At 41.5% G+C, this 14,006-nt stretch carries 11 protein-coding genes; 8 read left to right on the plus strand and 3 right to left on the minus strand.

Features of this window, described 5'->3' with window-relative positions:
• Positions 1-35: 35 nt before the first annotated feature.
• Positions 36-1,988 (minus strand): glycoside hydrolase family 97 protein, encoded by a 1,953-nt coding sequence (locus AC1RM2_RS32125; RefSeq protein ID WP_492989214.1) that lies wholly within the window; start codon positions 1,986-1,988, stop codon positions 36-38.
• Between the two features lie 8 nt (positions 1,989-1,996).
• Positions 1,997-3,640 carry an alpha-L-fucosidase gene (locus tag AC1RM2_RS32130; RefSeq protein ID WP_492989215.1) on the minus strand — a complete coding sequence of 548 codons (1,644 nt, stop codon included), beginning with the start codon at positions 3,638-3,640 and terminating at the stop codon, positions 1,997-1,999.
• Between the two features lie 328 nt (positions 3,641-3,968).
• On the opposite strand from AC1RM2_RS32130, the gene AC1RM2_RS32135 reads away from it, so the two are divergent.
• The 8 genes from AC1RM2_RS32135 to AC1RM2_RS32170 all read left to right on the plus strand — a co-directional run bounded on the left by AC1RM2_RS32135 (position 3,969) and on the right by AC1RM2_RS32170 (position 13,686).
• Positions 3,969-4,850: a helix-turn-helix domain-containing protein gene (locus AC1RM2_RS32135; RefSeq protein WP_492989216.1), complete on the plus strand. Its 882-nt coding sequence runs from the start codon at positions 3,969-3,971 to the stop codon at positions 4,848-4,850.
• A 355-nt stretch (positions 4,851-5,205) separates the two neighbouring features.
• The gene (locus tag AC1RM2_RS32140) at positions 5,206-5,766 is read left to right on the plus strand and encodes a Crp/Fnr family transcriptional regulator (protein WP_492989217.1); all 561 of its coding nucleotides are present in this window, start codon (positions 5,206-5,208) and stop codon (positions 5,764-5,766) included.
• A 317-nt stretch (positions 5,767-6,083) separates the two neighbouring features.
• On the plus strand, positions 6,084-6,491 hold the full coding sequence (locus AC1RM2_RS32145; protein ID WP_492989218.1) for a hypothetical protein: 408 nt from the start codon (positions 6,084-6,086) through the stop codon (positions 6,489-6,491).
• A 14-nt stretch (positions 6,492-6,505) separates the two neighbouring features.
• Positions 6,506-7,564, plus strand: coding sequence for an efflux RND transporter periplasmic adaptor subunit (locus AC1RM2_RS32150; RefSeq protein WP_492989219.1), 1,059 nt, complete (start codon positions 6,506-6,508; stop codon positions 7,562-7,564).
• Positions 7,565-7,571: 7 nt separating this feature from the next.
• Positions 7,572-10,673 carry an efflux RND transporter permease subunit gene (locus tag AC1RM2_RS32155; RefSeq protein ID WP_492989220.1) on the plus strand — a complete coding sequence of 1,034 codons (3,102 nt, stop codon included), beginning with the start codon at positions 7,572-7,574 and terminating at the stop codon, positions 10,671-10,673.
• Positions 10,674-10,779: 106 nt separating this feature from the next.
• Entirely contained in the window at positions 10,780-12,003 is a 1,224-nt protein-coding gene (locus AC1RM2_RS32160; protein WP_492989221.1) for a TolC family protein, read from the plus strand.
• Between the two features lie 12 nt (positions 12,004-12,015).
• On the plus strand, positions 12,016-13,263 hold the full coding sequence (locus AC1RM2_RS32165; RefSeq protein ID WP_492989222.1) for an NAD(P)/FAD-dependent oxidoreductase: 1,248 nt from the start codon (positions 12,016-12,018) through the stop codon (positions 13,261-13,263).
• A 126-nt stretch (positions 13,264-13,389) separates the two neighbouring features.
• Entirely contained in the window at positions 13,390-13,686 is a 297-nt protein-coding gene (locus tag AC1RM2_RS32170) for a hypothetical protein (protein ID WP_492989223.1), read from the plus strand.
• On the opposite strand, the gene AC1RM2_RS32175 is transcribed toward AC1RM2_RS32170, so the two are convergent.
• Positions 13,628-14,002, minus strand: coding sequence for a discoidin domain-containing protein (locus tag AC1RM2_RS32175; RefSeq protein ID WP_492989295.1), 375 nt, complete (start codon positions 14,000-14,002; stop codon positions 13,628-13,630). The two genes, AC1RM2_RS32170 and AC1RM2_RS32175, sit on opposite strands and share 59 nt — an antisense overlap.
• Positions 14,003-14,006: the final 4 nt, after the last annotated feature.

Here is a 14,006-nt window from a genome sequence, read left to right on the forward strand (position 1 = left end):
GGATATAATATTTTCGTTTAGTAATAAAGCCATACTTAATCGTTGGCCGTAATCTTCGCTACCCATCCTCCGGCAGTGTCCAAATGGATGTTAATAACGGAGCTTGCCGAAACCCCTTTTTTAGACCTGGTTAAACTTTGAGGCGAGGATAATACATCAGCCCATGACGACAATATGTATTTACCTGGTGGTAAAAAATCCATTTTCAATTGTATCGTTCTTTCAGTGTCGTTGGTCATTGCGCCAACGTACCAGTTCTTTCCGCTTCTTTTGGCAATGATGATGTATTCGCCCGGGTATCCGCCCAGTACCCTGGTATCGTCCCAAACGGTAGGCATATTGCTTAAAAAATCGGCTCCTGGCTTACCTAAAATATGCTCCGGTGCATCGCAGTAAACAGTAAACGGACTTTCGTAAATAACAAACTTTGCCAGTTCGGCGCAGCGGCTGTTCATTACCTGGGTAGGGTTGCCTTGTTTAAACTCCCCCTTTTTTACATTTAAAAATCCGCCGGGCGTGTAGTCCATTTGTCCGGCCAGCATACGGGTAAATGGTAAGGTGGTATTATGACCGGCTGTTATCCGGGTTGAAAACTTAGAATATTCTTCGCCTAAAACCCCTTCCCGTGTAATCATGTTAGGATAGGTACGTATGATGCCATCCGGTTTAAAAGCGCCATGAAAATCAACCATTAAATGATATTTTGCGGCTGTTTCAATAATACGACGGTACCAGTTTACCATTTGCTGATCGTCCCGGTCCATAAAATCAATTTTAATCCCCGCGATACCCCATTTTTCGTAAATTGGAAATGCCTTTTCAAAATTGTCGTTCCGGTTTACATCCGAACTGTATAACCAAAGCCAGCACTTAACCTTTTTTGCTTTAGCATAGGCTAAAATCTCCGGCATATTCAATTGCGATGCCGGTTTGGTAATATCAGCCTCGGGCTTGTTAAATGCGCCATACCATTGCCAGTCGATAAGCATGTAAGGCCAGTGTTGTGCCGATGCCAGATCGATATATTTTTTGATGGATGGCATATCCATTTTCACATCGCCACTCCACCAGTTATCCCAGGCGCTCACTCCCGGTTTAACCCAGCTGGCATCTTTTAGTGCGCAAGGAGGGTTCAGGTTCTGGATCAACTCCGATTCAATTAATTTGCCCGGCGAACCAGCCAGCATAACTACACGCCAGGGTGTAAACATATTATTGGTAAACCGGGCCTTAACCCCGCCCTCCCCTTCACCGGGCAAAGGCGACAATTTGGTAACCAGGTCAATTTTATCAGTTGCACCTGTATCAGTTTTTAGCGCTCCTATGTAAAATCCCGGATAGTTATCAATATTAGCTTCGGTAATAGCCGCGTAATGCTGCTGATCTAATTCTACCAGGAAGGGTAAGCCGGCGATTGTTTTTGCCGAGATGTGGTTAAGGGTTTGTGGCCAAAACTCGGTTTCCTGCGAGGAGGTGTAGCTGCCATAATCGGCCACCCAGGCCTTTGCATTTGCTGGTAAACTAAAGCCAGTAAGCTCCTTTACTATCTGCCGGTCGCCAATCTTATCCGCCCCAAATAACTGATAACGAAAAGCAATGCCATCATCATAAGCCCTAAAGTAAATATTCATCTTGCGCATTTGCCCCGATTTCTCGGCCAGCGACAGTACCAATTCATTATAATGATCAGCTATACTCTGGTGCTTTGTTTTTACCACCGGTATCCAGGTTTGGTTAATGGAATGCTCGGCATGATCAGTAATGCTCATATCGTTGCCCATAGCCGCTTCATCCTTAAACTCGAAACCAAGCGATGAAGGATGAACTATTGTTAAACCATTACTGGTAACCGTATATTGCAACCGGCTATTATTGTTTACCTCCACAATCGTTTTTTTATCTGGCGATACCAGCTTAAATGTTTGAGCAAAAGACGGTGCAGCCAGTAAAATAACAGCCCCTAAAACGTAACAGGGTTTCAATTTCATAATACAGATTAAATAACCCCCTCAATTTTTAAAACAAACGCATCTTTACCCGGAGCTTGCTCAGGCAACTTTACTTTCAGCCCTGCCGAGGTTTGCTCAAAACTCAAATTACCGTTTCCAAGCAGGCTTACCTGGCTTACCTTACCGGCCTCGTTACCTGCTAATTTTTTAATCAGGGCTTCGTTGCCTGTTGGCCATCCCAGCATGGTAGCGTAAAGCGTTTTACCTTTTGTGGTAAACCGGATATCTTCGGCTACAAAAGGCTTCCCTTTGCCCTCGTTAAATCCCTGCTCGCTGATGGGTGCCGCAGACTCCATAGCCGGGCCTTCGCCAAATACCTTCCAGGGCCGGGTGCCGTAAATAGCCTCGCCGTTAACCTTCATCCACGCTCCTATGTTTTCAACTACGGCGCGTTCTTCGCTGTCAATAGTACCATCACCACGCACCGGGATGTTTAACAGCAGGTTGCCGTTTTTGCTTACAATATCAACCAGTGTATGCACCACTGTTTTGGCGCTTTTGTAGCCTTTATCATTAAATATGCGCCGGTCATAGTGCCAGCCGCCAATACAGGTATCCGTTTGCCACGGAAAAGGCTCTATCTGGTTGCTTTGCCCGCGTTCTATATCCCATATCATGCATTTACGCTGTTGTTCATTCAATACTTTGCCAAACAGTGCGGCCTGCAGTTTGCCATGTTTTTTAATACTTGTATTGTACATGTGGGCGGCAATTTTTAAGCCCACATCGCTTACGGGCCAAAGTGGCAGCACATTGTCATCAAAATAAATGAGTTCGGGGCCGTATTTGTCTATAAGTTCAATAGTGCGTTTCAAAAATTTATCACAGTAGGCTTTATCAGGTACGCTTGCGCCATTGCCCCAGGCCCAATGGGCTCCCATGCTGTTGTCGTCAAGGCTATCCTTACTTAAGGCGTGGTTTTGGGCATATAACTCCTGCGGATCATAGCCATTCCACCATTTACCTGCCCCATCTGCTTTGGTAAGCTTACCATCATAAGGTATGCCTGCATACGGGCCGGTTTTATCGGCGCGTTGGGCAACCTCGTACCATGTCCAGGGATGCGATGCATGTACGGTTACGCCAAATGGCAGGCTGTGTTCTTTTGCAGCCTTGGCCCAACCGCCAATCAGGTCTTTTTTGGGGCCAATTTTGGTAGCGTTCCAGCTTTGGTATTTGCTGTCGTAAAGGTCAAAATTATCATGGTGATTGGCCAATGCCATAAAATATTGGGCACCTGCACTTTTGTACAAGCCCACCAATTCGCTGGGATCCCAGTTCTCGGCCTTCCAATCATTAATCACATCCTTAAAACCAAATTTTGAAGGGTGTCCATATTTTTGAACGTGGTATTTATAATGATCGCTACCTTCCTGGTACATGCCGCGGGCGTACCAATCGCCATGTTCCGGCTGGCATTGTGGCCCCCAGTGCGCCCACATCCCAAATTTGGCATCGCGAAACCATTCCGGAACCTGATACCCGGCCAATGAATCCCATGTTGGTTGAAACGGCCCGGTGGCAATGTCCGGATTTGCATGTGTTTGCAACAAATTGTTAGCGTAAAGTTTTGACAGGTATAAGGAAGATACCCCTGTGGCTAAACCTTTTATTAGTGTTCTTCTGTTCATAATTGGGTTTGGTAATTCTTCAATATTTCTTCAATACCGGGCGGTTATCTATAACCCAGAGCGGTGAGTCAATATTCTTTGGTGCATCATAATAATTGGCTGATGAGCAGCTTTTATAGCTGCCATCTGATTGAAAGATCAAACTTACTTTGAAATTACTATCAAATAGATGGCCTAATGGGACTTTTTTTTATACAAAACCGACATTTTGCTTAATATTGCGCTATTGATAGCACAAAGCATCTTTGGGATTTAGGCCAGTAAACATATTTAAAGATACCCGCACAGGTGAAACAACAGTTTAAAAAAAGCTTATTTACTGCACATTATGATTAAAAGAGCACTAAAACATACCTATACACTATTGAATGTAGATCATGTGAACCTTGGCCCTAAATGGAATTACAAAAACGTGATCAGTCCATATTTCAGACTTTATTATATTGATGCCGGTGCCGGTGAAATTTCAGATATTTCGACAACGCTGAACCTTGAGCCAGGTTTTTTATATATGATACCAAGTTTCACTTTGTGCAACCTTATTTGCCAAAATCACCTGAGCCAGTATTTTATCCAGTTTTTTGAAGAGTCATCTGATGGGATCTCCTTATTTGTCAACAACCGGTCTGTCTTTAAGGTAAAAGCAACAAAAGTTGACATTTTGAATTTTGTGCGTTTGCTGGAAATTAATCCGGGGAGGGGCATTAACCGTTCTGACAATCCCAGGATATACGAAAAAAATATCTTTTACAAAGAGTACCAGGAACTTAATAACCAGCAAAATATGGCTACTTTCACAGAAACCCATGGCATTCTTTTACAACTGGTCTCCCGTTTTTTAACACCGGAGATATTTAAACATAAAGAAGTTAGTCACATACCGGTTAAAATCCTTAATGCGATCAGCTATATCCAATTGAACCTGCACGAGGAATTGTCTGTAACCGGCCTGGCCGAAAGAGCGAATCAGCATACTGATTATTTCTCTCGCCTGTTTCAACATTACACCGGCGAAAGACCCCTAAAATACATCCATGAAAAAAGGATTGAACGAGCTCAATACCTGATGGTTACCACTCAGATGACTTATGCGGAAATAGCAGTTCAGACCGGATTCGAAAACATATTTTATTTTTCCAAAATATTTAAAAAGATGACCGGTATGTCTCCTGGTAATTATAAAAAACAAATTGATTTTGTCCGCTTTTAGGATCTCTTGAAGGTTCGAGAGCAACCTTATATTAATATGATTGAGCTGGCTGGCAGCCCACGGTCTTTCCGGCGTTTCCGGGGTTTTCCAGTCATCCACTTTTTTTACTCTTTTCAGAGACTGCCTGTGGCGGACAGGCTTTGCAATAACAGTGCGATGCCTGTAACAGCCCTTTATGCAGCGTATTCGCGTTAGCCTCCAGCTGTTTTGAATTGATACGTCTAATCCCGGTTTATATTCAAGTCCCCCATCCGTTCAGCGGATTAATGTTTTTTTGATACATACATTAATAAACTTATACTCAAATGGTAAATTTGTCTTTTAATTAGTTAAATTATGTCCATTTAAGGACGATATGGAATTGACCCAATATATTAGTACTAAAATAAAGCTTAGTGCAGAAGAAAGTAGTGTAATTGATGCCGCTTTCAAGCGGGAGTTTTATCCTAAAGGGACTATATTGGCAGACCCTGGTAACCGATCGCAAAAAGTTCATTTTATTGAGAAGGGAATGGTGCGGACGTTTTATAACAAGGACGGGAAAGATATCACACATTTCTTCTTTGATGAAAATGCTTTTACAATGTCGTTAGAGAGTATTTACTTTAACAAAACAGACCCTTATGGAAGGGAGGTTCTTGAAGACACTACATTAAGGACTATACGTTTTAAGGAATTTGATGATTTATTTAACAATATCGACGCATTCAAAAGGTTCGCTTTTATGGTATCGATCGAGACTTTAAAACGATTTTCGGACAAACTTTTTTCGTTGCAATTTCAAACTGCAGAACAACGCTATAAGTCGATGATGGATAATTATTCAAATATTTTGCTGAGGGTGCCACTTGGGCATATCGCTTCGTATTTAGGGATTACCCAACAAACCCTAAGTGTCATAAGGGCTCAGAAATGATTTTTCATAAACGGCACTTGTAAAAATTCAGGATGCCGTTGCATTTCAAAATGTTATTGAGCAATAACATATCCTTTAAAAAATTCTAACGCCATCCTGTCGTGGTGTTCTTCCGTTTTCTCCATTCGCGCTTATTTTTTATCTTATTTAGTTATTCCACTCATCCGGGTATTTAGTCGTGCTTTATCCGTCTCACTCGCGCATTTGAAGCATATTAAGGGTCCGTACAATTAATTTGCATACACTTTTCATTTTTTAAGATATCTTAAAAACAGCCTCACCCTTCTTGTCTTCCTTTGCATTATAAATTTTTGTTGTTGCAAAAGGAGATTGAAGAAATGGGGATCCATTATATATTTATAACAGATGACCTTGGTATTGCATCCGTCTTTCCGGCCATAAAGTTCAAATTGACTGACCTGAATTGTCAGCAAGTCTCATTACTCTATTTCTCTGTAAACAAGCAACACATATTCCAAAAAGAACTGCAAATACTTGAGCGACGTTTTCTCACCCAACTGTATGTAAGCTACATCTCAAAAGAAATTGAAGATGTCACTGTACTTCCAAATGAGGAGATTGAAGCGGTCTTGAACGCAAACACAATGCCACGCATGGATTTCATTCTTTCGGGCAATGCAGAATTTATTGAGAAAGTAAAAAGCCTGCTAATTTTTTTCGATATAAACAACATACAAATACAAGAACAATTTTTCACAGAATAATAAAATACAGTAACATGAGACGAAACAAAAAACTTATACCAACATTGATTTTCCCGGCTGTTGTGCCCCTGTTTTTACTTTTAAGTTGTAAAACCAAAGACAAACACGCCACCGATAACACGCCTTTAAGTACCGCTGTAAAAACGGAAGTGGTTCATACTGATACCATTGCTAAAGAAGTGTCTGTAAGCGGGAATATAGAAGGTAACACCACCGTGAGACTTGGTTTTATGGTGGGTGGCAAAATCAACTATATTTCAAGTAAAGAAGGGGAAAACATTACTAAAGGGCAATTGATTGCCAGCCTGGATCCAACTAATTATTCTATTGCCAAGGGTACAGCTGACGTACAGGTTAGTACCGCAACTGACGAGTTTAACCGCCTAAAGATATTGCATGACAGAGGTAGCCTCAGTGAAAGTGACTTTTCCAAAACAGGCTTCAACGTACAGCAGGCAAAACTTCAGCAACGATTACAACAAAAGAATCTGTCGGATACGAGGTTGTATTCGCCAATCAGCGGCGTATTGCTCAAAAAACAAGCAGAAATAGGCGAGATCGTCGGTGTCGGCATACCCTTGTTTGTTATAGCAGATATCAAAAAGGTAAAGGTATTGGCCTATGTTCCGGAGGCGGAACTGCATGAAGTAAAGATTGGGCAAATCAGCAAGATTGATATTTCCTCGCTCGAAAAGGTATTCACCGGAAAAGTAATTGAAGTTGGCTCAGCAGCCGATGCTACATCCAGGGCTTTCACCATTAAGATTGAATTGGATAACCCAGGATCGCTCGTCCGGCCGGGAATGATTGCCGAGGCAAAGATTGCTACCACAGAAAAAAAGCAGGTGATTTTATTACCGGCCGAATGCATTCAACAGGATTTATCAAATCAGAGTTACGTTTTTGTGTTGGATAAAACACGGGATAAGGTATTTAAGCGCAGAATCAGCCTGGGTGATATGTTTGATAACAAAATTGAAATTATCTCGGGGCTTATTGACGGCGAAGTGGTGGTTACCAGCGGCCAGAAAAGATTGTCTGACGGTTCATCAATTTTTATAACCAATAAATAAAACTGAAATGAATATTATAAAAGCATCGCTCAAGTATAAGCACGTCACATTGTCGGTATTGCTATTGCTTTTTGCGGTTGGTGTAAATTCCCTTTTGAATATGCCACGCAGGGAAGATCCTAAAATTACCATCCGCCAGGGCTTAGTCATTGCATTTTTCCCTGGAGCTAACTCCGCACAGGTGGAAGACCAGGTTACAAAAAAACTGGAACAATATCTTTTTCAATATGAAGAGGTAGATAAATCAAAAACATATTCAACTACAAAGGATGGCGTGGTGGTAGTAAACGTTGAGCTCACCGAGAATGTAAAACAACCCGACATATTTTGGAGTAAACTTCGCCACCAGCTTTTAGTATCAAAGCAAATTGACTTACCGGCAGGTGTTAAAGGGCCTATTGTAAACTCGGATTTTGGCGACACTGAAGCCCTTGTAATCGGGTTGGAAAGCAAGAGTGCCAGCTACGAAGAATTAAAACATTATGCCCAAAGATTGGAAGATTATCTGCGCACTATACCCGCTGCGTCAAAAATAAAGCGGATAGGCGAACAGCAAGAGGAAATTGTAGTGTCATCTAACTCAGAGAAAATGTCACAATATGGAGTTAACGCCCAACAGGTTGTTCAGCTCCTCCAATCTCAAAACAGCATTAATCCGACCGGAGAGGTTAAAACAAGCAGCAACAAAACGCCGCTTTATACAAATGGCTACTATAATACCGAAAAAGACCTCGCCAATCAGATAGTTGGCACATCCCAGTCGGGTTCTGTAGCAAAGCTGGGAGATGTAGCCACCTTAACCAGGGATTATGCTGACCCGGATAATATCATTGCCGTTAATGGCAACAAAGCTGTGATTCTTTCGGTTCAGATGCAGGAAGGCAATAACATCGTGAAATTTGGTAAAGAAGTAACCGGCAAAATTGAAGAAGCCAGAAAAGTAATTCCATCCAATATCAAAATCAGCACTGTTGTTAATCAGCCCCAGGTGGTTGACGAAAATATATCGCATTTCATCCGGGAATTCTTTTTGGCTATCGTATCAGTAATCGTCGTGGTTGTATTGCTTCTCCCCTTACGTATAGCTACTGTTGCGGCTATGGCAATCCCTATGACTGTTGCAGTAACGTTTGCGGTAATGCATGCGTTAGGAATCGAATTGCACCAGGTTTCCCTGGCCGCGCTAATCCTTGTTTTAGGAATGGTAGTGGATGACGCCATAGTAATTGCCGATAATTATGTTGAACTGCTGGATGAAGGTGTAGACAGGGCGACCGCAGCATGGAGAAGCGCCAATGATTTGATAGTACCGGTACTTGCAGCAACAGTGACGATCATTGCTTCATTTATGCCAATGATTTTGTTAAGGGGCACTGTGGGTGAATTCATTTTCGCATTGCCTATAACAGTGGCCGTCGCCCTTGCCTCATCATTTTTCGTAGCAATGGTATTAACCCCTATACTTTGTTACACCTTTATCAAAAAAGGGTTGCACCAGAAAACCGATACACCCGAAGGTGACACAAAAGAAACAACCAAAAAGAAAGAAAGAAAATCATTGCTGGACTTAATGCAGAATGGGTACAACAAGCTTTTAGATTGGTGTGTCAATCATCCAAGGATAACTATCCTGAGCAGTTTAGTGCCTATTGCATTTGCATTGTTACTGTTTTCAAAGGGAATAAGGCAACAATTTTTCCCGGCGGCAGAAAGGAGCCAGTTTGTTGTAGAATTATGGATGCCTACCGGCACAAAAATAGAAAAGACCCATGAGGCCATTTTAAGGGTGGAAGCATTGTTGAAAAACGACAAAAGAATAGTGTCTTATGCAACATTTTCGGGTACTGCCTCTCCAAGGTTCTATTATAATTTCTCCCCGGAATTCCCAACAAATAATTATGCACAGATACTTATTAACACCACCACAGAAAAGTCTACCGACGAACTCGCCGAGGAATTAAGCGGCAAAGTGGATAAATTAATACCAGAGGGCACAACCTATGTTAAATTGATGCAACAGGGTTCATCGCTCAAAGCACCGGTAGAGGTTAGAATTATCGGTGAGGATATCGATCATTTGAAATCTATTGCAACACAAGTAAGTGATATCATAAAAAAAGCGAAAGGCAGTCGTTTTGTGAGAAGCGACTTTGCAGAAGATTATTATGGAATAGGGATAAAATTAAAAGAAGAAGCCAGCCGCCTGGGCTATACTACTACCGGTATTTCACAATCAGTGTACACCGGATTTAGCGGCGCCGCTATTTCTACTATGTATGAAGGCAATAACCCGGTAAATATTGTATTTAGATTGGATGAAAAAAACAGGCAGACCACTGATGATCTCCGGAATATTTATTTGAGATCTCCTGTTACCGGCGCCGATGTTCCGCTAAGACAAATTGCAGATTTGACACCTCGTTGGCAAACCGGCCGCATTATGCACCGCAACGGTGTAAGGACGCTTACCGTGCAAAGCGAAACAACACAGGATGTTCTTCCGTCAGAATTATTGGCCGCTATACAGCCCGAAATAGCTAAACTACAACTGCCCAACGGATACCGCATCGATTATGGCGGCGAAGATTTTAACAAAAAAGAAGCATTAGGTCAATTAGTTGCCGCATTGCTGGTGAGCCTTGTGCTGATATTTTTTATCCTTCTTTTCCAGTTCCGCGACCTTAAAGAGGCGGCGATAGTGATGCTTACGATACCGCTAAGTTTGTTTGGCGCAATCATGGGCCTCTATATCACCGGAAACTACTTCAGCTTCACATCTTTTATTGGTTTGATAGCACTTTCGGGAATTGTAGTACGAAATGCAATCATCCTGGTAGACCATACCCATGAACTGATGAAACATGGACTTGATTTAAAAGCAGCCGCTATAGAATCAGGGAAAAGGCGCTTAAGGCCCATCTTCCTTACTGCTATGGCAGCGGCGATTGGTGTGTTGCCCATGATTATATCAGGATCTGCAATGTGGGCGCCTCTTGCAAGTGTACTGGCATTTGGCGTGGTATGGAGCATGGTTATGGCACTAATCAGTGTCCCTGTGCTATACATTGCCTGGATAAAGCCGAAACCAATCAATTTAGAAAAAAATTAAAGCCAACCGCAAAATGAAAAAAATTATAAAATGCCTTTTACTGCCGTTATTAATTTTCTTATGCCGCAGTACTTCGTTGCATGCTCAAAATAGAGAATCTTATACATTGGAACAATTACAAGATTCCGCGTTAAAGAATAATCACGTATTAGCAATACAGCAGTGGGAAATTAAAGAAAAGCAAGAAAAAACTAAAGAAGATGTAATCAAGAGGTATCCCACACCTACCTTGAATGGTAACTATCAACATGTTTTCAATTTGGGAGAAATCACGATTCCTAAAGGCACGCTGGAATCAAATCCTAACACCGACGAAACTTTTACAGTAGGTAAACACAATAATTATGGCGCCGGATTATCGGTTTATCAACCCATTAGCCAGCAGTCCAAAATCAGCACTTTACTGAAAGTAGATAAAACGGACGAGATATTAACCGAAAAGGAAAGATTCAAAACATCGCTGCAAATAAAGCAGGCAACAGTAAAGCTTTATTACGGAACGTTGATTTTACAAAAGCAACTGGATGAAGCAGAGGCAAAGCTGGCCCTGGCTAAATCAAAATATACAGATGTTGAAAATGCTTTAATAGCCGGTAAAACAACCAGTGCAGATAAAATAGGATTGCAGGCAAATATCGCCGACGAAGAACAAAACGTCCTGAAGATAAATATACAGATTCAGGATTATATGGGTGATTTGGTTAATGTAACCGGTGTAAATGCGGGTTCATTAAAGCTTGCAGAGGTTGAGCCGACTGTTGAACAGGTAGATGGGTTAGACGTGTACAAGAACGTGGCATCTGGTTCAAACGCCGACTTGCAAATAGCTAACCTGAACAAATCTAAAGCTTTATTGGGAATAAAAGCAGCCAGGCAAGGTAATATACCGGATATAGGTTTGGTTGGCGGCTATTCTTATGTATTCGGAAGCGCTATAGTACCTGCCAACAACCCATATATAGGTGTGAATCTGAAATGGAACCTGCAGGATCTTTTCTCAAACAAAAAGATTGTAAAACAGAAACAGTTTCAGCTAAAGCAATCTGAAGAGAATATTCTTAATACCCGGCAACAGGTAAATAATGATATTGAAAAGGCTTATAGGAAAATTAATCAGACACAGACGCTCATCAGCGTTGCGCAAAAGGTCGTTTCCTACCAAAAGGAGGAGCTAAAAATACAAGAAAACAAGCAGGCTGCCGGCCTTAACGTAAAAACTGATTTGCTCAATACAAAGTCTTTCTTAGCAAAATCTGAGGCCGATATGTATGCCGCGCAGTTGTCTTATTTGATAGCAGTTTCAGATCTGAAAATCCTGACCGGCCAATAAAAAGAAAATCATATGAAAATAGTAATCATTGGAGGTGGATTTGCGGGGCTCAATCTGGCAAGGCGCCTTGCCGGAAACCAATTAATTGATATCACACTTGTCGATAAGAATAATTATCACCTTTTCCCACCCCTGCTTTACCAGGTGTCTACAGCTTTTATCGAAGCCTCGAATATAAGTTACCCATTCAGAAGAATGTTCCAATACAAGGAAAACCTTCGTTTTCATCTCGGCGAACTAAAAAATATTGCATTGGCCGACAACAAAATTGAGACATCAGGCGGTGATTTATATTATGATTATTTAGTGCTGGCAATGGGAACGGAAACCGATTACAGGGGACTGGAAAACATAAAAAAAAACGCATTGCCCATGAAGACAATTGATGATGCGATTCACCTTCGTAACCATTTATTGTTGAATGCCGAGAAAGCCGTGAAAACAAATGACCCGGTTGAAAAGGTAAGATTACAGAATATAGTTATTTCGGGAGGCGGGCCCACAGGCGTGGAAGTTTCCGGTATGCTGGCCGAAATGATCCATTCATTGATCAAGAAAGATTATCCCGAACTTAAAAACACCAACGCCAATATTTATTTGATTAGCTCAGGAAATGCCTTGCTTGGCCCGATGAGCGCAAAATCGCAGGCAGAGGCTTACAAGGTATTAAATAAATTAGGTGTACAGATAAAATTAAATACTGCCGTTAAGGATTATATTGATGGAAATATAATCCTTTCCACAGGAGAGTGTATCCCCGCAGCAACACTGGTTTGGGCATCTGGTGTTATTGCACGGCAAGTGCCTGGGCTACCGGATGCATTTATCAGCAGGGGTAAAAGAATTATAGTTGATGAATTCAATAAGGTACAGGGCACACAAAATATTTTCGCAATCGGCGATCAATGCCTTCAAACAGCAGATGCAGATTATCTAAAGGGGCACCCGCAACTTGCGCAGGTTGCCATTCAGCAAGGGATTCATCTTGCCTCAAATCTGGTACGGTTGCAATCCGTGCAAGCGTTAAAAGCATTCAAGTATAAAAACAAGGGAAGTATGGCAATTATCTCGAAATACAAGGCCGTGGTAGATTTACCTGACGTCTTTTTTAAAGGATTGCCTGCCTGGTTTGTTTGGTTATTTGTTCATATCATCCCAATTGTGGGGTTCGGGAACAAAATTAAACTGGCCTGCAACTGGTTCTTTAGCTTGCTGACAAATGATCCGGCCTTAAGATTGATCATCCGGCCAAAAAAATAAATTAATAATTAGAAAAACGATTTAACCGACTCTGACAGGTTCGGCGTGTTTTTCAAGATCTGTTAATCAACATAATATTTATCTTTTCTTTCCCTGCAATAATGACACACATTAAACAAAACGGTTATGGAAATTATGTTTGAACTTACACATGGCATCATGTTCATGTGCGGAATCGTTATTATTTATTATTCGGTATTTCATACCGGCGAAAATAAAACAGAACTAAAATTCACACTAATAAGCAGGCTAAAATCAAAAATAAAATCGACACCTATCAGCCATGTATTGTTATTTCGCCTGGCCTCACATTTACTAATAGAATGCCTATTGAATGTTCGCTCTGATCAAACCGTCATAGTAACTATGGCTGCTTATAAATACCAAAAGTATGAATGGCTAAACAGGCTTTACCGGAAGTAACACGCAACCTAACTCTCGATGCAGTCACCGGCTTAAATTTGATTAACCATTTATAACCGATAGTCTGCTTGCCTGTTGCCTCTGGAATAGGAGTCCAATCTTTTCCATTAGATGAGTAATCTACAGACCAGCCCGTTGTACGATGGCCCAATTCGATAACCTCCTGTAGCATCAATACATCAAACGTTTTCTTTTTGCCAAGGTTAAAAGTTATGGTATCCGTAACCGCGTTATCATTGGTTGCATAGTACGTGCTTTCGTTATTATCATATCCATATAAATACCACTGCCTGTTTAGTGCAGTATAGGCCGGTATTAAT

The sequence above is a fragment of the Mucilaginibacter sp. GW822-FHT03E02 genome (assembly GCF_058801545.1).